This window comes from Streptomyces sp. NPDC059994 (assembly GCF_042737755.1).
Classification (GTDB): domain Bacteria; phylum Actinomycetota; class Actinomycetes; order Streptomycetales; family Streptomycetaceae; genus Streptomyces.
Window position 1 is genome coordinate 226341 of record NZ_JBHWUR010000001.1, and the last position, 19516, is coordinate 245856.

The following is a 19516-nucleotide window of genomic DNA, read 5'->3' on the forward strand; positions in this document are numbered from 1 at the left end:
AGGGGGCACGGCCCTCGCCTGAGCCCTCCGTCAGGGGGCGGGGCGGTAGCGGGCGAGGAACATGTCCACGCCGCCGGTGATCAGCCGTTGGGTGAGGTCGGGGTCGGGTGCGGCGCCGGCCGAGCCGTACGCGATGTGCGGCATCAGGACCAGGCCGGAGAGCTGGATGGCCGCCAACTCGATGTCGTCGATGGCGAGTTCGCCGCGGTCGACGAGCGAGGTGAGCGCGGCGCGGACGATCAGGTGGAAGCGTTCGGGGCCCTGCTCCTGCCAGGTGCGGCCCAGGTCGGGCAGTTGCGGCATGGAACCCATGACGGCGTTGTGGAGTGCGAGGACCTCGGGGGTGGCGTGACCGGCGACCCAGGCCTCGCAGATCGCGACGAGGTCGGCGCGTACGTCGGTGGAGGAGCCGAGACGTTCCTCGATCAGCCGTGTCGACTCCGCGAGCGCGGCGTCGAGGACGTCGCCGACGATCGCCGTGAAGAGGGCTTCCTTGCTGCCGAAGTGGTTGTAGACGGTGACCTTCGCGACGCCCGCTTCGGCGGCGATGGTGTCCATGCCCACGCCGTAGCCGTCCCGCAGGAACGCGTCGGTGGCTGCCCGCACGATCGCCTTGCGTTTGGCCGCCGCCCGGTCGCCCGAGGGGATCCGCTTGGGGGCCCGTTCGCTTGCGCGCACTCTCGCCGTCTCCTTCTGTCGCCTTGCACCGCAGTCTAGACAGTACTGAACCGGCCCGTTGAGTTCAGTTCAACTGAACCGTTGAGTACATGTGAACTGTACTGTATGGTTCAGTGCATCGCCGGCGGGGGCTCAGCACCGCCGGTTCCCCGTCCTTACCGTGCAGAGGAGTTCGTCACCATGACCACGACTGCTTGGGTCGCAGGCTTCCGTTCCGCGGTGCTCAGCCCGTACGAGACCATCCAGATCAAGCCGTCCCGTGGCTTCCGCGACCAGACGCTGCGTCAGATCCTGCACCTCGACGGCGGCGGCGAGGCCGTACGGGTCCAGCTCAGCAACGAGTACGGGAAGGAGCCGCTGGTCATAGCCGCCGCTCGGGTCGCGCTCCGAGCCGAGCGCGGTGACACCGCCGATGCCGCCGCCGAAACCGCCCTCCTGCCCGGGACCGACACAGTGCTGCGCTTCGGCGGTGCGGCCGAGGTGGCCGTCCCGGTCGGTGAGGTGGTCCAGAGCGACCCCGTCGACCTGGCGGTGAGCGCAGGCACCGACCTCGTACTGAGTCTGTACCTGCCCGAGGACACCGGGCCGGCGACGTTCGCCCACACCGCGTCGCAGAATGCCTACGTGGTGTCCGGCGACCATGTCTCGGCGGCCGTGCTGGACGGCGCCGAGGAAGTGGACAGCCGCTTCTACGTCACCGGTGTCGACGTCCTGGCCCCTCGGGGCACCGCGATCGCCGTCGCGTTCGGCGACTCCTGGTTCGAGGGAACGGGCACCTCGACGGGCACCAACCACCGCTTCCCCAACCACCTCAACCGCCGGATCGGCCGGGGCTGGGTGGTCAACCAGGGCATCGGCGGCAACCGGCTGCTGACCGACGAGGTCGGCCCGCACGGCCTGGCCCGCTTCGACCGCGACGTCCTCGGCGTGCCCGGCGCCACCCACGTGCTCTTCCACTTCGGCCTCAACGACCTCGGGCTGCCGGGTATGACCGGCGAGCCCCCGGCCACCGCCGAGGACCTGATCGCGGGCTACACCGCGCTCGCCGCGAAGGCCCGCACCGCGGGGCTGACCACCATCGGCATGACCATGGGCCCGTACGCGGGCACGATCTACCCCGGGATCGACAGTCCCGAGGGCCGGGTGATCCGCCGTCAGGTCAACGACTGGATCCGCACGGCGACCGTCTTCGACGCGGTCGTCGACATCGCGGCCGCGGTCCAGGACCCGGACGCACCGGACTTCATCCGCCCCGATCTCGACAGCGGAGACCACCTCCACCTCAACGACGAGGGTGCTCGTGCGATGTCCGACGCGGTCGACCTCACCTGCCTGGGACTGTGACGGCGTACGTCGCCCCGACCCCCTCGGGCCGGGGCCCCGGCAGGCTCGGCCGGGCCGAAACACGGTGTCATGGGGCCGACGCTTCCGCCACAATGTCGCGATGATCGGCAAAGCACGCACCTACCGCATGGCGGACGGCATACGAGTACCCGGAACCTGGCGGCACGCATTCATCCGCAACGGTGACTACCACCTCACCGACTTGTTCATCTACGCCGACGGTCTCATCGACTGCTGGGGCCTGGTCACGCTCAAGGAGTTCGAGGAGAAGCTGCGCTGCGGCTGGGTCGCCACCGAACTCCCGGATGGCGCCCGGGCGTCCGGCCATGAGCTGGCCTCCTGGAGGTTCAGCGAGCCGTACACCTGGCTCACCCCTGAGCTGTTGCTCGCCGAGGTGCGCGACACCATCGAGCAGCTCAACGGGCGGCCGGATTCAACGGATCGCTGTCTGGCCGCCGTTGACGCCTTCCTCGCCGACCGCACCGACGAGCGGCGGGCCGCCGCCCGCGCCGCCTACCTCGCCATCCCGGAAACGCAGCGCCACTACGCGCTCGGCGACATGGACCGCAGGGACGTGCCGCTGCAGGTGCTGGTGCTCGGGCCGGGCGGGTACACGCAGGACTGGCCGGACGACGCGATCACACGGGAGGAGTACGACGAGGCGGTCGCCTACTTCGAGGAACGGGCGAAGTGGAGCGCCGAACGGCCCTCGCGGGTCCCGGCGGACGGACCCGCGACGTCCGTCGCCCCCGCGATCCACCTCTACCAGAGCTATCCGCTGAAGCCGTCCGACGATCCGGGCACGAAGGCCCTGCGCAACGACTATCCGGCACCGGTCGACGTCGACGGCACCACCTACCTCTCCGTCGCGCACGCGTACTGGGCCCTCTCGACCGCCGACCCCGCCGCCCGCGCCGCGATCATGGAAGCGGACAGCTCGTTCGCGGCGAGGAAGCTCGCCGCCGACGCCGGCCGGCGCGACGGCTGGGAGCAGGTCCGGCCGGCCGTGATGACCCGTCTGCTGCGGGCCAAGTACACCCAGCACCCGGCTCTGGCCGAAGTGCTCCTGTCCACCGACGACGCGACCCTCGTCTACGACGACTCCGACTCCGACTTCTGGGGCGACCGTTCCGGCCGCGGCCGGAACTGGACCGGCCGCCTCCTGGAGCTCATCCGTTCGGAACTGCACGCGGAGCGCTGCGGCTGACGAAGGCCGGCCGCGCTCGTCGTCGCGCTATTGGACGGCATCCGGGTCCTGGGCGGCAATGGCCGTGCGGTGGCCGTCCGATGGGGCGAGCAGCGACAGTGTGCGGGTGACGGTCAGCAGTCTGTGTACGGCGCTGCTCGGGGCGTGGACGCAGAGCGTCTTGCCGTCCTGGAGTGCGCGTTGACGGATGCGCAGCAGGATGTTGAGGCCGGAGCAGTCGCAGAAGTCGACCTTGCTCAGGTCGACGTCGACACCGTGGCGCGAGTGGTCGAGAGCCGCACGCAGCGTGCTGTGCAGGAGGTGGTCGGCGTCGATGTCGATCTCGCCGGTGACCGCGACCAGCTGGCGGTAGCCTGCCGGCCGGACCTCGATCTCAAGGCGCGGCAGTGGCCGGCCGCTCGGCGAGTATGCCGGTGCCGCGTAGGTGGTGCACCCGCGAGTGACCTGCGCGGGTATTGCATGCTCTGGCATGGCATTGGCTCCCCAGGCATCCACCGGTGCCCTGCTTGGCTTCCTTCAGGTTCCGCCTCCGTCCCTGATACGTCAAGGGATACATGAAAAGTATTTCGCCTGTTTGTATGCGCGAAAGGTGCGTCATATCCTGAGGGGATGGGTGCCGTACCTGAACCACATGCGGGCTGGACGTTCTTGACCAACCACGCCCGCGTGCTGGCCGCGATTGCCGACGATCCTTCCGTCCGCATACGCGACATCGCCGCGCACTGCCGACTCACCGAGCGGGCCGTCCAGAGAATTATCTCCGATCTGGAGGAATCCGGATATCTCTCCCACACTCGGCAGGGCCGTTCCAATACGTATCGCATCGAACCGGGCACCCCTCTGCGGCACCCGGCCGAGGCCGGCCTGACCGTGGCGACCCTGCTCGGGGTTCTGGCCCAGCACGACGAACAGCGGGGGCAGCAGCCTCAGCATCTGTGAACGCCGCCGACGGGTGACGTGCATGGGGCGATGAGTTTGCGCGGGTCCGGGAACCAACCGGGAAACGGACGGACTCCGCACGCGAAAGGCGGCGTCATGAGCACGCTCATCGTCACCGCGTTCGTCACGCTGGACGGCCTCATGCAGGCCCTGGGCGGTCCGGGCGAGGACGTCGGCGAAGGCTTCGAGCACGGCGTCCGGCAGGTCCCGTACGTCGACGGCGACTTCGTGAACCTCATGAGCGACATCTTCGAGCGGACCGCCGACCATCTTCTGCTCGGCCGCAGGACGTACGACCTCTTCGCTTCCTCCTGGCCTCACGCACCACGCGCAGTCTGGAATGGGACAACTCCCACCTGCTGACGGGCGATGCCGCCGAATCCGTGGCCCAGCTCAAGGAACAGCTGGACGGCGTGATCATGACGCAGGGCAGCAGCGGCCATCCGCACCCTGCAGCGGCACGACCCCGTCGACGAGTACCGGCTCCTCGTCAACCCCGTGATCCTCGGCACCGGCAAGCGGCTCTTCAGCGAGGGCGCCTCCCCGTCCGCCTGGACGCTCAAGGGCTCCCGCACCACCGGCGCCGGCGTGCAGTACTGCGTCTACGAGCGCTCGGGAAAGCCCGAGTACGGATCCTTCGCGCTGGACGAGGAGGAGTGAGGAGGCGCGACCCACGCCTCGCCCCCTGCTGATCAGCCCTGGTCCACCTGGTGGGCGAGGTCGCCCGGGTCGGTGTTGGCGCCGCAGAGGACGACGGCGACCTTCTCGCCGTCGCCGGGCCGGTAGCCGAAGCCCGCCGTGGCGGCCAGGTCCCGGCCGGATGCGTGGTGCTGCGGCGTGGTGAGGGCCGCGAGCGCGGTCGCGGCGGCGTGCTCCACGGCGATGCGACGGTGGTCCCACAGGGCCTGCCGGGCGCGGACGATCTCGCTGTCGGGTACGAGTACGGAGTGCACATCGGCCTGCTGGGCGGCGTACAGGGCCATCGCCGAGGCGCGGCGCGCGCCGAGGGCGTCCGCAGCGATCGAGTCGACCTTGACGTCGACCGGACGACCGGCCCCGATCGCGGCGTTCAGCGCCCGGCAGTTCTCCGGCTCGACCGCGACGACGCGTACGCCGTGGTGCCGGGCGGCGGTGGCGACGCCCGCGAACAGGCCCCCGCCGCCCACCGCGACCACCACGGTGTCCAGGTCGGGGACCTGCTGGAGGATCTCCTCCAGCAGGGTGCCCGCCCCGGCGGCGATGAGCGGGTGGTCGTACGCGTGAGAGGCGAGCGCGCCGGTCGTGGCGGCGAAGTCCCCGCACGCGGCCAGGGCGTCCGCGTACTCGGCGCCGACCAGCCGGACGTCGGCGCCGAAGCCGCGCAGCCTGGCGACCTTGACGGCGGGCGCGGTGGTGGGCAGGAAGACGGTGGCGGTGACGCCCTGCTGCTGGGCGGCCCAGGCGCAGGCGAGCCCGGCGTTCCCGCCGGAGGCGATCGTCACCCCGGCGTCCGGGAGGGTCCCGGCCTCGCGGTGGGCCTGGAGGAAGTTCCGCGCCCCACGGGCCTTGAACGAGCCGGTGTGCTGCATGAACTCCAGCGCCAGCCACACCTTGGAGGCCTCTTCGGGGCGGTCGTCGAGGAGGCCGCGACGGGCGGCGCGGACCTCCCCGGGATCGGCCGGGGCGAGGACGACGGGCCGGACACGTCCGGCGATGCGGTCGGCGGCCGCCTTGACGTCGCCGTACGTGAGCTGGTGCATGTCGCAGACTCCCATGCGGAAAGGGCGCTCAGGACGAGGCGTGGCCCCGGGCGGTGAGGGTGAGGTTCGATACGGTGTACCGTACGCTGGCTCACATGCCCAGGCAATCCGCATCCCTCGACCTCGCGACCCCCGAGCGCATCGCCGAGACAGCCCTGCTCATCGTGGACCAGGAAGGCACCGCTGCCCTGAGCTTCCGGACCCTGGCCGCCCGGCTCGGCATCGCCCACGCCACGCTCCAGCGCCGCTGCACGGACCTGGCCGGGCTCCTCGACCTGTGCGTGGACCACCTCGCGGCATCCCTGCCCGACATCGCGCCCGGCACCGCCTGGACCGACGCCACCGAGGCCCGCTTCCGGCGCCTGTACGAACTGCTGGCCGCCCATCCGGGCCTGGTCGCCCTGCGCGGCGCCCGCCCCTGGCTCGGCCCCCAGCTCCTCAAGCGCCTGGTCGAGCCGCAACTCGCCGATTCCCTCGCGGCCGGGATGACGCCCCAGGAGGCGATCACCTGCTACCGGCGGATGTACCTGCTCACCCTGGGCAGCGCGAGCTTCGTCGACCACCGCGACCCCGGCGCCGCCCAGGCCGTCACCCGCACCGCACTGGCCGCGCTGGACCCCGCCGAATTCCCGGTGGTGACCGGGCACCTTGCCGCCATCCTGCCCGCCGTGGTCGACCACGAGGTCTTCTTCGGGGCGCTCCGCCAGCTCATCGACGCGGCCGACCCGGCGCGAACTGCCGTGACTCCGGGGCGCGTTCGGTAACGGCCGCTCGGATCACCGCTGGGCGCGGCGGAATTCGCCCGGGGTGCGGCCGGTCTCGCGGGCGAAGAACTTGCCGAAGTTGGTGGCCTCGGTGAAGCCGAGCGCGCGGCCGATCGCCGCCACGGGCAGGTCGGTGTGGGCGAGCAGCCGCTGCGCCTGCAGGGCGACGCGGGCGTCGGCGAGCTGCTTGGCGCTGCGGCCGGTGGCCGCCAGGCATGCGCGCGTCAGGGTCCGGGGCGAGTAGCCGAGGCGCGCGGCGTAGTCCTCGACGGAGCGGGTGGTGGCGAGGAGTGCTCCAACTCGCGCCGGAAGGCGAGGTGGACCTCGGCGCCGGGCGCGGCGGGGACGGGCCGTCCGGCCGGGGCGGGAAGGCGCGCCATGCGGATGAGCAGCGCACCGAGGAGTTGGCGCAGCAACGCGCCGGTCAGCTCGTCCTCGGCCTCGATGCCGACGGGCACTCGCGCGTCACGGGTCTGCTCCGCTCGCGACGTCGACGGTGTGCTGGCCCGCCCCGGGTGCGGGTATGCGTACGGTGGCCGGCGAGCACATCGTCGGCACCGAGGCGCTGCGTGCGGAGATCGGCGGAACCGTCGCCGCCCGCGGCAGGCTGACGAACGTTCAGCGGCATACGCTCGTCGGTGCGGAAACCGCCCTCCTGGTCACCGACTGGACCATGGAGGTCGACGGCCCCGGCGGCGAACGGATCGCCCCGACCGGCACCACCGCCAACATCGCCCGCCGGGACGCCGACGGCGGCCGGCGCTGCACCCTCCTCAACCCGCTCGGCACCGCCTGGGCCCGCGCGTGCTCCCGGGTATCTCCCGGGAGCACGCATCGGTAGTCGGGTCCCCCGTCGGACTTCTACCCTGACGGGTGGTCAGAAGCGCCCGTGGACGGCCTCCGGATCCGTGGGCGGGATCGTGGCCACGGAGGCCTTCGCGGCCGGCGTGGGCTCGACGTACGTCGGTGCCGGGTCGGCCTCGGGGGCGCAGGTCTTGGCGATGAGTCCCTTGCCGCCGGGCAGGGTTCCGTCGCGCAGGTAGTCGACGAAGGTGTCGTCCAGGCAGGCGTTGCCGTGGAAGAGGACCTCGTGGAAGCTGCCGCCGTTCTGGACGACCAGCTTGGAGCCGGGCAGCGCCTTGCGCATCGCGACCCCTCCGGCATACGGCGTGGCCGCGTCCTCGGTCGCCTGGAACAGCAGCACCGGCGGAAGGCCCTTGCCGGTGATCTTCAGTCGGCCCGGGCCGCCTTGGTAGGGCCAGAACATGCAGGCGGCGTTGTACCACATGTTGTTGTACGTGTAGAACGGCGCGACCGCGTTGACCTTGGCCTGGTCCTTCTTCCAGAACTCCCAGTCCCGGGGCCAGGCGCTCTCCGTGCACTGCGTGGCGTTGTAGTTCGGGAAGGCCCCGTCGTCGGCGCCCGGCGCGGCGTACCGGTTGTAGGCGGTGGTGAGCGGCCGGGTGTCGTGCCGGGTGAGGTAGCCCGAGAGCACCGTGGCCATCCGGGGCCAGCGCAGGAAGTTGTAGCCGCCGCCGTAGAAGGTGTCCTCGAACTCGGCCGGCCCGATCTTGCCCGGGGCGGGCGCGGCGGACACCGGGGCGGTGCGCAGCGCGTCCTCCATGGCGTAGTACTTCTTGATCACGGCGTCCGCGTCGGTGCCGAGGTGGTAGACCGAGTCGGCTTTGGCGGTCCACTCCGCGAAGGCGCGGAAGCGCCGCTCATGCTCCTTGTCCTGGAGGATGTTGTGGTCGTACCAGGCGATGGTGGGACCGACGATGCTGTCCAGGACCATGCGCCGCACATGGGAGGGGAACAGCTGGCCGTAGGTGGAGCCCAGCGAGGTGCCCCACGAGCCGCCGTAGAAGTTGATTTTCTTGGCGCCGAGCGCGCCGCGGATGCGGTCCATGTCCCGGGCACTGTCCACCGTCGTCATGTGCGGCAGGATCCAGCTCCAGTCCGCCGCGCAGTCGGCGGCGTACGTGGCGGCCTTGCCGAGCCACGCCTTCTCGGTGCCGTGGCCGACCTGGTAGTCGGGCCGCTCGCCGTCGAAGTAGTGCGCGTCGCAGACCACGTGGGGTTCGCTGCCGTTGGTGCCCCGCGGGTCGAAGCCGATCCAGTCGTACGTCGAGGCGACGTCGGCCGGGATCTGGCCGGTGATGTAGGCGGGCATCCACAGACCGCTGTCGCCGGGGCCACCGGGGTTGAGCAGGATCGGGCCCTGCTGCTTGGCCTTGGGGGCGGTGGCGGGCAGCCGGTTGAGCTTGAGCTTGATCTTCCGCCCGTCCGGGTGGGCGTAGTCCACCGGGACCTCCAGCATCGCGCACTGCAGCGCCGGGGTCGTGGTGTCACCGCAGGACGTCCATGCGATCCGGCCCGCGTCGGTGTCGCGACTGTCGCTGTCGGGGGCCGCGGCGACCGGGACCGCGCTGCCCAGTAGGACGGTCGAGACCGCAACGGCCAGCAGTGCCAATGGTCTTCGCATGTGCCCTCCTCAGTCGGCGCGCCATGGCGGCGCGACGGGGTCAGGCAAATCATGTGACATGTGCAATGGCACATGTCACACAGTGGAATTACTCGTTATGCAACCGTGATTCAGTGCCGGAGGGAGTGCGAAGGGGGCGACCGCACCCCGCTGGGTGGGGGTGCGGCCTCCCTGGCTGTCGGCTGGTGGTCGCCCGGGTCCGTGGATCGCGTGTCAGTGGACCGTGACGCGGTCCTCGTGGGGCCGGGTGCCGTCCAGTGGATCGGCGTGGTGGCGGCCCTTGGTGCGGCCCGGGCGGACCGGCCACCAGATGCTCCGGCCGAGGAGCGCGGCGAGCGCGGGCACCAGCACGATGGACAGGACGAAGGCGGAGAGGAGGATGCCGAGCCCGGTCGCGAAGCCGATCTGCTGGGTGGCGGGCGCCGCGTTCACGGCGAGGCTGCCGAACGAGGCGGCGAGGACCACACCGGCCGTGGCGATGGCGGGAGCGGTGTGACGCACGGCGCGGGCGACGGCGGCCCGGGCCGGCCCCGGGTGTTCCATCTCCTCGCGGATGCGGTCACTGATGAGGATGTTGTAGTCGGTGCCGAGGGCGACCACGAAGAGGAACAGCACCAGCGGCAGGACGAAGTTGACGCCAGGCTTGTCGAGCAGGTGCTGGAAGAAGAGCGCGGAGGCACCCAGCGTCGCGGCGAAGCCGAGCCCCACGGCGATCATGAGGACGGCCGGGGCGAGCAGGCTCCGCAGCAGGACGATCAGGATGAGGGCGATCAAGCCCGCGGCGACCGGGAACACGGTCTTCAGATCGTGGTCGACGGCGGTGGAGATGTCCGCGAAGATCGCCGCCGTACCGCCGACATGGGCCTCCGTACCGGCAGGTGTGTGGATGGCGACGGTGTCGCGGACCGGCCCCGAGACGAGGTCGCGGGCCTGCTTGCTCTGGGTGTCGGCGGTGAGATAGACGTCGATGCGGGCCGCCGTGCGGTCCTCGTTCAGCACGGTCTGACCGACCTGGCCGACACCTTGGACCTTGGCGAGGGCCTTGGGCAGGGCGTCGACGCTTCGGGTGGTGAGCGTACGGCCCTGGCCGGCCGTGACGTAGACGGTGGTCGGATCCGACACCCCGGCAGGCAGCGCGCGGTTGATCTCGGCGGCGGTGGCGGCCGCCGGGGTGTCCTTGTCACCGCCCGTCTGGTCGAAGTCCATGCGGATACCGGCGACTCCGGCCGCCAGCGCACCGAGCAGGGCGACGGAGGCGACCACGAGGGTGAGCGGGCGCCGGGCGACCAGGTCACCGACGCGCCCGGCGGTGCCCGGCCGGGGCTCGCGCCGCAGGGCGCGGGAGGGCCAGAACATCCTGCGCCCGCTGACCGCGAGCAGCGCGGGCATCAAGGTGAGGCTGGCCAGCAGCATGACCAGCACGGAAAGGGCGATGGCGGGGCCCAGGACGCGGAACTGCCCGAAGGTCGCGATGCCCAGGGTGGCGAAGGCGGCGACGATGGTGAGGGCCGCCGAGGTGATCGCGGTGCCGACCCGGCCGGTGACCTCCGCGGCCACGGCACGGGCGGGCAGGTCGGGGTGGGCCCGCAGTTGTTCGCGGAAGCGGAAGAGAAGGAAGAGGAAGTAGTCGACACCGATGCCGATCAGTACGACGCCGATCAGGTTCGGCGTGGAGGTGTCGAGGTCGATGCCGGTGAGCAACGCGGCGCCCACGACCGCGCCGAGCGCCGCGCCGCTGATGATGGCGACCGCCAGCAGGGGCACGAAGGCGGCCAGCACACTGCGGAACACCAGAATGTTGATCAGCACGATCAGGCCGACCATGAGGGCGCCGACGACGGTGGTGGTGGTCTCCTCCGCCTCCGTGGTGTCGACGAGGTCGGCGAGTCCGCCGGTGAAACCGGTACGCATCCGGGCACCGGCGAACTCGTGCTTCACGTCGTCGCGGAAGGCCCGGTAGAGGTCGTGCATACCGGGGTCGGTGGAGTTGCCGGTCAGCTGCACGGAGAGCAGTTCGAAGCCCCCGTCGGGAGCGACCATGGCGGGACCGACCCTGGGCGTCTGGGAGTAGTCCTCGGCCAGGAACGTCGGCCGGTCCCCGCTGGGCTTGGGCATCTTGACGTGCCGTCGGCCCAACTCCGCGGCGATGTCGCCGACGCGTCGCTGGTCGGCTCCGGTCAGGCGCTGGCCGTCCGCCCGGGCGACGAGCACCGTCACCGCGTTGGCATCGGGCTCCGCCCCGAACTTCTCCTCGGCGACCTTGAGCGCGGCGGCCGAGTCGTACTTCGCGGGGAGGAAGTCCCCGCTCTGGCTCTGGGTGACGCGGAAGAGCAGCGACTGGCCGAGCAGGGCGAGGAAGATGCCCACCACGGCCCAGAGGGCGATGACCTTCCATGGGCTGCGGGTGGAGAACCCGGTCAGGGCGCGGATCACTTTGTCCTCCGACGGTGGGTGGGGTGCGGCGCTTTTCGGCCGATGACCAGCACATCAGCGCGGTGAGGAGGAGTCGTCCGAGCGCGGGAGGAGATACGGCCTGGGAGCTCGGGGTGGGCGTGAGCGAGGACTGGGACCCTGGTCCCAGGGCGGGATCGGACCGCGGGCCCGGGACGGGCCCGGTCCCCGGTGCGAGACTGGGATCATGGAACGAGGGCCGCTGACACACCGTCGGCGGCCCGAACCGCTACTCACGGAATCAGGAGCGTCATGGTGACCACGCGCCCCGCGCCCGGGGCCCCGGCGACCCGGCAGGGCGGCGACGCGCCCTGGACGCGCAACGACGGCCTGGTCGCGGTCGGCGCCGGGGTCATGGACCTGCTCAGTTTCACCTTCGCCAGCCTGGCGGGGCAGGGCGACGTCCCCGTGGCCGGATGCGTGCTGGTGGTGGTCGCCGCGCTGCCGCTGCTGGTGCGGCGCCGTGCGCCGGTGCTCGTGCTCGTGGCCGTGCTGCTGCTGGGACTCGGGCTGAACCTGACCGTCCCCACGGCACTGCACTTCGGCGCCGCCGTGGTGGTCGCGCTCTACTCCGTCGTACGGTTCAGGAGCGCGCCCGTGGTGGTGGCGGCGTCGCTGGCCGCGGTGGCGGTGCTGGTGGACTGGACGAAGTGGCCGCGGCTGTCGCTGATGGAACTGGTGGGCAATGCGCTCGCCGCCGTGATCGTGATCATCGCGGGGGCCGTGATGAACCGCTGGCAGCGGGACATCGAGGCCAACCGCCGTCTGCTCGCGGACCGGGCCGTGGCGGCCGAACGGCGCCGTATCGCACGGGAGTTGCACGACATCGTGGCGCACCACATCACCACCATGCAGCTGATGGCCGGGGGCGCCCGGGCCAACCTCGCCCGTGATCAGGAGGTGGCCAGGGAGGCGCTGGTCGAACTGGAGGGCTCCGGGCGCATGGCGCTGCGTGAGATGCGCCAACTCCTGGACGTACTGCGGGCCGGGGACGAGGCGGAGGACGAGCCGATCGCCCCGCAGCCCGGCATCGCCGACCTGGAGCGCATCGTCGCCGAGTCGTGCCGGGCCGGTCTGCCCACCGCACTCGACGTACGGGGCGGTGAGCGGCCGCTGCCGCCGAGCGTGGGTCTGACGGTGTTCCGGATCGTGCAGGAGTCGCTGACCAACGCGCGCAAGTACGCGGGCGAGGCGCGGGCCCAAGTGCGGTTGACCTACGAGCCGGACGGGGTGGCGGTGGAGGTCTCGGACGACGGAACGGGCGCCTGCGAGGGGCTCGTGCGAGCGGGCACCGCATCGGGGTCCGGCTACGGCCTGGTGGGGATGCGGGAGCGGGCCGCGCTGCACGGCGGGACGTTCGAGGCCGGTCCGCTGGACGAGGCGGGATTCAGGGTGGCGGTACGGCTGCCGCTGACGGCTGACGAGGGGGCGCTGCGATGAACGGGATGACGGCCGACATGACGCAAACGCAGGCCATCAAAGTGCTGATCGCGGACGACCAGCCGCTCGTACGGCGCGGACTCGCGCTGATCCTCACCCCCGACCCGGCCTTCGAGGTGGTGGGCGAGGCGGCCAACGGCGAGGAGGCCGTAGCCCTCGCCCACCGGCTGCGACCCGACGTCGTCGTGATGGACATCCGCATGCCGGTGCTCGACGGCGTCGCCGCGACCGGCCGGCTCGCGGCGGAGCTGCCCGGCTGCCGGGTGCTGGCGCTGAGCACCTTCGACATGGACGAGTACGTGGTGGCCGCGCTGCGCGCCGGGGCCTGCGGGTTCCTGCCGAAGGACATCTCACCGGAGGAACTCGTGGCGGCGGTAAGGGTGGTGCACACGGGCGAGGCGGCTGTCGCGCCCCGGCTGCTGACGCGGTTGATCTCGACGTACGTCAGGGCCCCGGAGCGTCCCGAGCCGCCCCTCGTACAGATCAGCGGTCTGACACCGCGCGAGGCGGAGGTGTGGCGGCTGATGGCCACCGGCCTCGACAACGCGGAGATCGCCGAGGCGATGAGCGTCAGCGGCTCCACCGTCAAGAACCACATCACCAGCCTCTTCGGCAAACTCGGCGTCCGCGACCGCGCCCAGGCCGTCATCGTGGCGTACGAGACGGGAGTGGTCGAGGTCGGTCGGCCGGGCTAGCCGCCGGTGGAGCGGGACGGGGCCTCGACCGCGGCGGGGCCGCCCTTGCCCTCGCCGTCGGTCACTCGCTCAAGGCCACACATGCCCACACGACAAGGGCCGGCGGCACCGCGACGGCCACCAGGCCGAGCGCGACGCCGGCGCGAGCACGGCGACGGTCGGCTCCCGCTTCACCGCGCAGATGGTGCAGATCCCCGATGCCGTGGACGATCGCGCAGATCCCCAGGGGCACGGTCAGGTACAGAGGGAGGTAACGGAGCTGCGAGGGCACGGAGCCGGGCAGCCACGGACATCCGAACAGTGCGACGGCGACCACGCCCAGCACCATCGACGCCGTACCCGTCCACTCCCGCCCCACCGTCACCTGGGCCGACGGGGTGGGGGTCTGCTGCTCGATGCTCATGATCGAGAGGCTAGGGGGCGGGCTGTCCGGGGCGCGTGGGGGCGGCTACTCATTTCGTCGTGAGTAGTGGGGGAGGGGGGAGGCTTCGGGTTGAGCGTCGACTCGTCGATCAGAGGACGTGAGTGGCGATGGCCTGGGCGCATGTCAGGGACTCCGCGTGGGTCGTGTCCACTTCCACGTCGTAGACGACCCCCTCGTGTGCCACGTGTGCTTGGGATGCGGCCATTCCCCCGGTCCGGTCGCCCCGTGCGGTCTCACGGGCCGCGGCGACCGCGCTCTCGCACCGGACGCCGACCCACAGCACGGCCAGGTCGCCAACGGCCTTGCGCCAGCGCTGCTGGGAGGCGGCTCCGCCTAGGAAGACGTCGTCGACGATGACCCTGGCGCCCGCCCGGGCCGTCGCCGCGACGCCTTCCATCCAGGCCGCCTCCAGTGCCCGGAAGTCGGCCCCGACGCTGACCGTGCCGTCCGCCTCGAACCCGATGCCGTCGGGCGATGCCTGCATGCTCGCGGGCAGGGCGTCGACGAGTGAGTCGATTCCGAACGCCAGCCACGGATGCGGCAGTACGGCCTGCAGGCACCGTACGATCCCGGACTTTCCCGAGCTGGAGCCGCCGTTGAGAATGATCATCTGAGTCGTCACCGCGACACAGTACGGTGCCTGTTCCCGCGGTAGGGAATGAATTTCCGGCACGTTGTCGCGCCGCGCGGCGGTGTTGCCGACTCGACGGGGCCAAGATGAGGACATGAGCGACCGTGACGATTTCCTGGTGTGGGTCAGGACCGCGCTGTACGAGGCGGAGCGTGCGCTGCACAACGGTGACGCGGGCCCCCGCCGGGCCCTGTGGTCGCGCAACGAGCCCGTGAGCGTGCTGGGCGCGTGGCGCAACGCCGACGGGCTGCAGGAGACCGGCACGCTCTTCACCGCCCTGGAGGAGAGCTTCTCCGACTGCACGTCGTACGCATTCGAACTGCAGGCGTACGACGTGGTGGGCGACATGGCGTACACGGCCGGTCTTGAACACGTCTCCACCTCCGTCGACGGGCAGCCGCGTACGTTCACCTTGAGGGCGACACAGGTGTACCGCCGCGAGGACGGCGAGTGGCGGGTGGCTCATCGTCACGGGGACACGGTGACCGGGTAAGCCTTCGCCGGTACGCGGTGGGCGTTCACTGCGGCGTTCACTGCGGCCTTCATTGCGGCGGGTTCAGGATCATCAGGTGGCCGGGGTCCGGCACGGGTGCGAAGCCGACCTTCACGTGGACCTCGTGCCGTCGAGGGTGGAGAGCAGGACGCGCTTGAGCCTGTACGGGGCGAGGTGGTCGTGTACGGCGTCGGCCGGCCAGGTGCCGAGGCCCTTGCCGCGGTGCGCGGGGTCGACGTAGACGTCGCACAGCCAGGCGAAAGCCGCCCGGTGGCCTCCCGCGCACCCCACTCACCGGGCTCGCGGCCCACGCCATGCGCGGGGCGGCGGTCGAACTGCTGGAGCAGGACATCCCGATCTGGAACCACAAGCGGTACGAGCCCCACCCCGTCTGGCCCGCGGTGACGAGATGATCAGCCGCTTCCGGCGCTGGGCCCGGCAGTTCTGTCCGCTCTGTCCGGACGGCTTGTCGTAGGCCCTCGAAGCCGGGCGGACGCCTCCCGTCACGGCACCGGCCGGGAGCGGACGTTTCCCGTCGGGGTGCGCATCGCGTGAGTGTGGAGGTCCCGCTGCCGCTACGGTGAGAGCCGGAGCTCTGGTTTCTTTTGGCGGATCCCCAGGGAGGGACCGATGGGCGGGGTCGGGCGGGACGGGGCGCGGCCGCTGTCGCGACTGAGACTGGATCAGCTGCTCGATGAGCTGCAAGTGCGCATCGACACGGTGCGCAGCACGCGTGACCGGTTGCACGTGCTGCTGGAGTCCGTTCTGGAGGTCGGCCGGGAGCTGGATCTGCCGCAGGTGCTGCGGAGGATCGTCGAGGCCGCAGTGGTGCTGGTCGACGCGGAGTACGGGGCGCTCGGGGTCATCGGGCAGGGGCGGCAGCTGACGCAGTTCCTGCCGGTGGGGATCGCCGACGAGGTGCGTCGCAAGATCGGTCAGTTGCCGTCGGGACACGGGCTGCTGGGCGAGTTGATCCGCCACCCGGTGGCGCTTCGTCTCGGCGAGCTGTCGGAGCACCCGGCGTCCTCCGGCTTTCCGGCCGACCATCCGCCGATGCACTCGTTCCTGGGCGTCCCGATCCGCGTGGGGGAGGAGGTGTTCGGCAACCTCTATCTGACGGAGAAGCGCGGCGGTGCCGAGTTCGACGAGGAGGACGAGGCCGTTCTGGCGATGCTGGCGGTGGCGGCCGGGGTGGCGATCCAGAACGCCCGCCTCTTCGAGGAGGTGCGGCTGAGGGAGCGGTGGCTGGAGGCCGGCTCCGAGGTCACCAGTGCGCTGCTGTCCGGGGTGCCCGAGTCGCAGGTTCTGGAGGTGCTGGTCGAGCGGGCTCGTGAGATCACCTCGGCCGAGCTGGGTGTGGTGGACCTGGTGGAGGCGGCGACCGGTGAACTGCGGGGTGTCCTCGCCCTGGGCCGCGGGGCGGAACGGCATCAGGGTCTGGCCCTGCCGGCGGAGGGGACGCTCGCGGGCGCGGCCATGAGCACGGGTTCGGCCGTCGTCACCGTGGATGTGCGGAAGGACTCCCGGGTGACGTACGGGCCCGACCGGTGGGAGGGGCTGGGGCCCGCGGTGGCGGTGCCGATGAGCACCCGGGACGGCGTCCGGGGTGTGCTTCTACTGGCGCGCGGAGCGGGGCAGGCGCCGTTCAGCGAGGCGGAGAGCAAGCCCCTGCGCGGCTTCGCCAACCAGGCGGCGCTCGCACTCGAACTGTCCGACCGGCGCCGGGACGCGGAGCAGGTGAGCATCCTGGAGGACCGCGACCGTATCGCGCGGGACCTTCACGATCTCGCGATCCAGCGGCTGTTCGCCACGGGGATGACGCTGCAGAGCGCACAGCGTTTCATCCAGCATCCGGAGGTCATGGAGCGGGTGGACCGGGCGGTGGACGACCTCGATACCACGATCAAGATCATTCGCTCGACGATCTTCGGCCTGCGCGCGCACGACGGGCCGGGCCCGGGGCTGCGGATACGGATGGTGCGGGCGCTGGAGGGCGTCGCGCCCGCGCTCGGCTTCACGCCCGCACTGCGCATGGAGGGGCTGATCGACGTCGATGTGCCGGGGGACATCGGCGCGGACGTGCTGGCCGTGCTGGGGGAGTCGCTGACCAATGTGGCCCGCCACGCGAAAGCCACGGCGGCCGAGGTGGTGCTGGAGGTGCGCGGTGGGGAGGTCGCGCTGACCGTGACCGACAACGGGATCGGGATCCCCGTCGGGACCGGCCGGCGCAGCGGTCTGCGCAACCTCGCGGAGCGGGCCGACGGGCGGGGCGGGACGTGTGTCGTGGAAGCGGCGGAGGGAGGGGGCACACGGCTGGAATGGCGAGTTCCGCTGGATGCCCGGCGCCCGGGGGTCAGCGATACCGGTCCCCCGCAGGAAACTGGGCCGCGATGACCGCGGCCTGGACGCGGCGCTCGACCCCCAGCTTCGACAGGAGCCGGGAGATGTTGTTCTTGACCGTCTTCTCGGAGAGGTAGAGGCGCTTTCCGATCTGGCGGTTGGTGAAACCCTCGCCGATCAGATCGAGGATCTCGCGTTCGCGCTCGGACAGGCCCGCGAGCCGCTGGTCCCCGGCCGGCGCGTCCTCCGCCGAGGGGCCTCGCAGCGTGCTCATGAGCCGCGCGGTGGTGGCCGGATCGAGCATCGACTGCCCCGAGGCGACCGTACGCACCGCCGCGACGAGGTCGGTCCCCTTGATCTGCTTGAGGACGTAACCGGCCGCCCCCGCCATGATCGCGTCCAGGAGAGCGTCGTCGTCGTCGAACGACGTCAGCATCAGGCAGGACAATCCCGCTATGCGGGACCTGAGTTCGCGGCAGACGGTGATGCCGTCGCCGTCGGGCAGGCGCACGTCCAGGACCGCCACGTCGGGCCGCAGGGCCGGGCCGCGCGCCAGGGCCTGCTCGCTGGTCGAGGCCTCGCCGAGAACGGTGATGTCGGGCTCGGCGTCCAGCAGGTCGCGCAGCCCGCGGCGCACCACCTCGTGGTCGTCGACGAGGAAGACCCCGATGGTAGGCCTGGAGTCGTGTTCCGTTACGGCCATGCCGCCCCCTGATGCGGTGTGGTTGCCTCTGTGGTCGATCGTGACGTACAGGGCTTGCGGGGAACAGGGCCGAACGGTCCCCACCTCGTGGCCTCCCCACCTCGTGGCCTCCCCACCTCGTGACCTCGTGACCTCGTGACCTCGCGCCGGAGAACCTTCAGCAGCTACGCGGCAGTTGCTCGCCCGGCGGCATGTCGATCACGCGTGAGGTGTGCACGGCCACGCCCTGAGGGGCGAGTGCTTCGAGATCCGGCGGACCGCGTCCCGCGCACCGGCGTTGCCCAGGCGGTGCACGGCCCGCGCGTACTGGTTCTGGGCCTCGCAGCCGAGGTACTTCACCGCGGTGGCGCGGCCGGTGCCGTGAGGTCCGGTGCCGTGAGGTCCATGTGTACGTCCACGACACCCTCCACGGCGTGGGCGAGGCGCGCCGCGACCGGGACCAGGTGGCGGTCGTGCAGCGCCCCGTGGAAGGTGACCACGCCCTCCTGCGCCGTCGCCGTGACGCTCTGCCGGGGGAAGAGACAGGCGATCACGGTGCGCGCGACCTCCGCCGCGATCTCCTCGTCGAGCCGCAGGAAGACCTTGAGCAGGTCGCTGCGGCTCACGACACCCCTGGAGGATGCCCAGCCGGTCGATGACGGGCAACCGCTTGGCCTTGCGCACGGCCATGCTCCGGGCCGCCTGGGCCAGGGTGGCGTCAGGGTGCACGGCGACGGCCGGGGTGCTCATGAGGGCCTCGGCGGTGACCGCCTGCGACTTGGCGAGGTCGGCGAGCCGCCGCGGCTGGGAGAGCCGGTCCGGGAAGTCGCCGCGGAACTCCTCCTTGAGGAGCAGATCGGCCTCCGACACGATGCCGACCACCCGGCCCTCGCCCGCCACGACCGGCAGCGCGCTGGAAGCGGTGCCCTGCGGCGGAGACGACCTCGGTAAGCGCGAGGTCGTAGCCGTCGTCCGCGGCAGGGCCGCTCCCCAAGGAGACACAGAAGCGCGTGCCTCCCGGCTCGGTGCACTCGGCGGCGATCAGGAACGCCCCCCTCCGGCGTTCCCGGCAGCCTGAGCGCGTGTAATGCCCCGAGACCAGTACGCGGTCCTGGACCGCGATGGCCCGCAGATCGCAGGGGTGTACGCCCAGGAACGCGTACGACGGGGCTTCGGCCTTTTCCTCACACACCGTCAGCGTCCC

21 protein-coding genes and 2 pseudogenes are annotated in these 19516 nt (G+C 71.3%); 11 read left to right on the top strand and 12 right to left on the bottom strand.

Going from position 1 to position 19516, the window contains the following annotated elements; translation table 11 throughout:
- Positions 1-30 precede the first annotated feature (30 nt).
- Positions 31-678 carry a TetR/AcrR family transcriptional regulator gene (locus tag ACFWA7_RS01070; RefSeq protein WP_385535922.1) on the bottom strand — a complete coding sequence of 216 codons (648 nt, stop codon included), beginning with the start codon at positions 676-678 and terminating at the stop codon, positions 31-33.
- A gap of 180 nt (positions 679-858) precedes the next feature.
- Between ACFWA7_RS01070 and ACFWA7_RS01075 the strand changes: the two genes are divergently transcribed.
- A complete protein-coding gene (locus ACFWA7_RS01075) occupies positions 859-2022 on the top strand; it encodes an SGNH/GDSL hydrolase family protein (RefSeq protein WP_385535920.1) in 1164 nt (387 codons plus the stop codon).
- A gap of 100 nt (positions 2023-2122) precedes the next feature.
- Positions 2123-3229, top strand: coding sequence for an NADAR family protein (locus ACFWA7_RS01080; RefSeq protein WP_385820050.1), 1107 nt, complete (start codon positions 2123-2125; stop codon positions 3227-3229).
- Between the two features lie 27 nt (positions 3230-3256).
- Here the strand turns inward: ACFWA7_RS01080 and ACFWA7_RS01085 are convergent, their stop codons facing one another.
- Positions 3257-3700, bottom strand: coding sequence for an STAS domain-containing protein (locus tag ACFWA7_RS01085; protein ID WP_385535918.1), 444 nt, complete (start codon positions 3698-3700; stop codon positions 3257-3259).
- Between the two features lie 138 nt (positions 3701-3838).
- Here ACFWA7_RS01085 and ACFWA7_RS01090 point away from each other — a divergent pair, with 138 nt between their 5' ends.
- The 3 genes from ACFWA7_RS01090 to ACFWA7_RS01100 all read left to right on the top strand — a co-directional run bounded on the left by ACFWA7_RS01090 (position 3839) and on the right by ACFWA7_RS01100 (position 4828).
- Positions 3839-4168 carry a helix-turn-helix transcriptional regulator gene (locus ACFWA7_RS01090; protein WP_385535916.1) on the top strand — a complete coding sequence of 110 codons (330 nt, stop codon included), beginning with the start codon at positions 3839-3841 and terminating at the stop codon, positions 4166-4168.
- Between the two features lie 96 nt (positions 4169-4264).
- Entirely contained in the window at positions 4265-4531 is a 267-nt protein-coding gene (locus ACFWA7_RS01095; RefSeq protein ID WP_385820052.1) for a hypothetical protein, read from the top strand.
- Between the two features lie 78 nt (positions 4532-4609).
- Positions 4610-4828 carry a dihydrofolate reductase family protein gene (locus ACFWA7_RS01100; RefSeq protein WP_385820179.1) on the top strand — a complete coding sequence of 73 codons (219 nt, stop codon included), beginning with the start codon at positions 4610-4612 and terminating at the stop codon, positions 4826-4828.
- Positions 4829-4860: 32 nt separating this feature from the next.
- On the opposite strand, the gene ACFWA7_RS01105 is transcribed toward ACFWA7_RS01100, so the two are convergent.
- Positions 4861-5907: a threonine/serine dehydratase gene (locus ACFWA7_RS01105; RefSeq protein ID WP_385535913.1), complete on the bottom strand. Its 1047-nt coding sequence runs from the start codon at positions 5905-5907 to the stop codon at positions 4861-4863.
- A gap of 95 nt (positions 5908-6002) precedes the next feature.
- Between ACFWA7_RS01105 and ACFWA7_RS01110 the strand changes: the two genes are divergently transcribed.
- The gene (locus ACFWA7_RS01110) at positions 6003-6671 is read left to right on the top strand and encodes a TetR/AcrR family transcriptional regulator (RefSeq protein WP_385820054.1); all 669 of its coding nucleotides are present in this window, start codon (positions 6003-6005) and stop codon (positions 6669-6671) included.
- Between the two features lie 12 nt (positions 6672-6683).
- On the opposite strand, the gene ACFWA7_RS01115 is transcribed toward ACFWA7_RS01110, so the two are convergent.
- Positions 6684-6899 (bottom strand): helix-turn-helix domain-containing protein, encoded by a 216-nt coding sequence (locus tag ACFWA7_RS01115; protein ID WP_385820181.1) that lies wholly within the window; start codon positions 6897-6899, stop codon positions 6684-6686.
- Entirely contained in the window at positions 6896-7129 is a 234-nt protein-coding gene (locus tag ACFWA7_RS01120) for a hypothetical protein (protein WP_385820056.1), read from the bottom strand. The genes ACFWA7_RS01115 and ACFWA7_RS01120 overlap by 4 nt, the downstream gene beginning before the upstream one ends.
- A 65-nt stretch (positions 7130-7194) precedes the next feature.
- Between ACFWA7_RS01120 and ACFWA7_RS01125 the strand changes: the two genes are divergently transcribed.
- Positions 7195-7512, top strand: coding sequence for a hypothetical protein (locus ACFWA7_RS01125; RefSeq protein ID WP_385820058.1), 318 nt, complete (start codon positions 7195-7197; stop codon positions 7510-7512).
- A 36-nt stretch (positions 7513-7548) separates the two neighbouring features.
- Here ACFWA7_RS01125 and ACFWA7_RS01130 read toward each other — a convergent pair whose 3' ends face one another.
- Positions 7549-9156: an alpha/beta hydrolase gene (locus tag ACFWA7_RS01130; protein WP_385820060.1), complete on the bottom strand. Its 1608-nt coding sequence runs from the start codon at positions 9154-9156 to the stop codon at positions 7549-7551.
- Positions 9157-9369: 213 nt separating this feature from the next.
- Positions 9370-11589 (bottom strand): MMPL family transporter, encoded by a 2220-nt coding sequence (locus tag ACFWA7_RS01135; protein ID WP_385820062.1) that lies wholly within the window; start codon positions 11587-11589, stop codon positions 9370-9372.
- 270 nt (positions 11590-11859) lie between these two features.
- Here ACFWA7_RS01135 and ACFWA7_RS01140 point away from each other — a divergent pair, with 270 nt between their 5' ends.
- Positions 11860-13047, top strand: coding sequence for a sensor histidine kinase (locus ACFWA7_RS01140; protein WP_385535901.1), 1188 nt, complete (start codon positions 11860-11862; stop codon positions 13045-13047).
- Positions 13048-13064: 17 nt separating this feature from the next.
- Positions 13065-13742, top strand: coding sequence for a response regulator (locus ACFWA7_RS01145; protein ID WP_385820064.1), 678 nt, complete (start codon positions 13065-13067; stop codon positions 13740-13742).
- A 61-nt stretch (positions 13743-13803) separates the two neighbouring features.
- On the opposite strand, the gene ACFWA7_RS01150 is transcribed toward ACFWA7_RS01145, so the two are convergent.
- Both ACFWA7_RS01150 and cpt read right to left on the bottom strand, forming a co-directional pair.
- Positions 13804-14145, bottom strand: a complete 342-nt coding sequence (locus tag ACFWA7_RS01150; RefSeq protein WP_385820066.1) for a hypothetical protein — start codon at positions 14143-14145, stop codon at positions 13804-13806.
- A 109-nt stretch (positions 14146-14254) separates the two neighbouring features.
- Positions 14255-14776: a chloramphenicol phosphotransferase CPT gene (cpt, locus tag ACFWA7_RS01155; RefSeq protein ID WP_385536092.1), complete on the bottom strand. Its 522-nt coding sequence runs from the start codon at positions 14774-14776 to the stop codon at positions 14255-14257.
- A 115-nt stretch (positions 14777-14891) separates the two neighbouring features.
- On the opposite strand from cpt, the gene ACFWA7_RS01160 reads away from it, so the two are divergent.
- Positions 14892-15290 carry a nuclear transport factor 2 family protein gene (locus ACFWA7_RS01160; RefSeq protein WP_385820068.1) on the top strand — a complete coding sequence of 133 codons (399 nt, stop codon included), beginning with the start codon at positions 14892-14894 and terminating at the stop codon, positions 15288-15290.
- Positions 15291-15339: 49 nt separating this feature from the next.
- Here the strand turns inward: ACFWA7_RS01160 and ACFWA7_RS01165 are convergent.
- Positions 15340-15560 (bottom strand): annotated as a pseudogene (locus ACFWA7_RS01165) (GNAT family N-acetyltransferase); the annotation flags it as partial.
- 360 nt (positions 15561-15920) lie between these two features.
- Between ACFWA7_RS01165 and ACFWA7_RS01170 the strand changes: the two are divergent.
- A complete protein-coding gene (locus ACFWA7_RS01170) occupies positions 15921-17684 on the top strand; it encodes a GAF domain-containing protein (protein ID WP_385820070.1) in 1764 nt (587 codons plus the stop codon).
- On the opposite strand, the gene ACFWA7_RS01175 is transcribed toward ACFWA7_RS01170, so the two are convergent.
- Together ACFWA7_RS01175 and ACFWA7_RS01180 are read right to left on the bottom strand one after the other, a co-directional pair.
- Positions 17644-18333 carry a response regulator gene (locus ACFWA7_RS01175; RefSeq protein WP_385535889.1) on the bottom strand — a complete coding sequence of 230 codons (690 nt, stop codon included), beginning with the start codon at positions 18331-18333 and terminating at the stop codon, positions 17644-17646. The two genes, ACFWA7_RS01170 and ACFWA7_RS01175, sit on opposite strands and share 41 nt — an antisense overlap.
- A gap of 335 nt (positions 18334-18668) precedes the next feature.
- Positions 18669-19314 (bottom strand): annotated as a pseudogene (locus ACFWA7_RS01180) (CBS domain-containing protein).
- Between the last annotated feature and the right edge of the window lie 202 nt (positions 19315-19516).

Bases quoted from the DNA above. Each gene is read 5' to 3' on its own strand.
- ACFWA7_RS01075 (WP_385535920.1), top strand. From the start codon at position 859: ATGACCACGACTGCTTGGGTCGCAGGCTTCCGTTCCGCGGTGCTCAGC.
- ACFWA7_RS01080 (WP_385820050.1), top strand. From the start codon at position 2,123: ATGATCGGCAAAGCACGCACCTACCGCATGGCGGACGGCATACGAGTA.
- ACFWA7_RS01085 (WP_385535918.1), bottom strand. From the start codon at position 3,700: ATGCCAGAGCATGCAATACCCGCGCAGGTCACTCGCGGGTGCACCACC.
- ACFWA7_RS01090 (WP_385535916.1), top strand. From the start codon at position 3,839: ATGGGTGCCGTACCTGAACCACATGCGGGCTGGACGTTCTTGACCAAC.
- ACFWA7_RS01095 (WP_385820052.1), top strand. From the start codon at position 4,265: ATGAGCACGCTCATCGTCACCGCGTTCGTCACGCTGGACGGCCTCATG.
- ACFWA7_RS01105 (WP_385535913.1), bottom strand. From the start codon at position 5,907: ATGCACCAGCTCACGTACGGCGACGTCAAGGCGGCCGCCGACCGCATC.
- ACFWA7_RS01110 (WP_385820054.1), top strand. From the start codon at position 6,003: ATGCCCAGGCAATCCGCATCCCTCGACCTCGCGACCCCCGAGCGCATC.
- ACFWA7_RS01125 (WP_385820058.1), top strand. From the start codon at position 7,195: ATGCGTACGGTGGCCGGCGAGCACATCGTCGGCACCGAGGCGCTGCGT.
- ACFWA7_RS01130 (WP_385820060.1), bottom strand. From the start codon at position 9,156: ATGCGAAGACCATTGGCACTGCTGGCCGTTGCGGTCTCGACCGTCCTA.
- ACFWA7_RS01140 (WP_385535901.1), top strand. From the start codon at position 11,860: ATGGTGACCACGCGCCCCGCGCCCGGGGCCCCGGCGACCCGGCAGGGC.
- ACFWA7_RS01145 (WP_385820064.1), top strand. From the start codon at position 13,065: ATGACGCAAACGCAGGCCATCAAAGTGCTGATCGCGGACGACCAGCCG.
- ACFWA7_RS01150 (WP_385820066.1), bottom strand. From the start codon at position 14,145: ATGAGCATCGAGCAGCAGACCCCCACCCCGTCGGCCCAGGTGACGGTG.
- cpt (WP_385536092.1), bottom strand. From the start codon at position 14,776: ATGATCATTCTCAACGGCGGCTCCAGCTCGGGAAAGTCCGGGATCGTA.
- ACFWA7_RS01160 (WP_385820068.1), top strand. From the start codon at position 14,892: ATGAGCGACCGTGACGATTTCCTGGTGTGGGTCAGGACCGCGCTGTAC.
- ACFWA7_RS01170 (WP_385820070.1), top strand. From the start codon at position 15,921: ATGGGCGGGGTCGGGCGGGACGGGGCGCGGCCGCTGTCGCGACTGAGA.
- ACFWA7_RS01175 (WP_385535889.1), bottom strand. From the start codon at position 18,333: ATGGCCGTAACGGAACACGACTCCAGGCCTACCATCGGGGTCTTCCTC.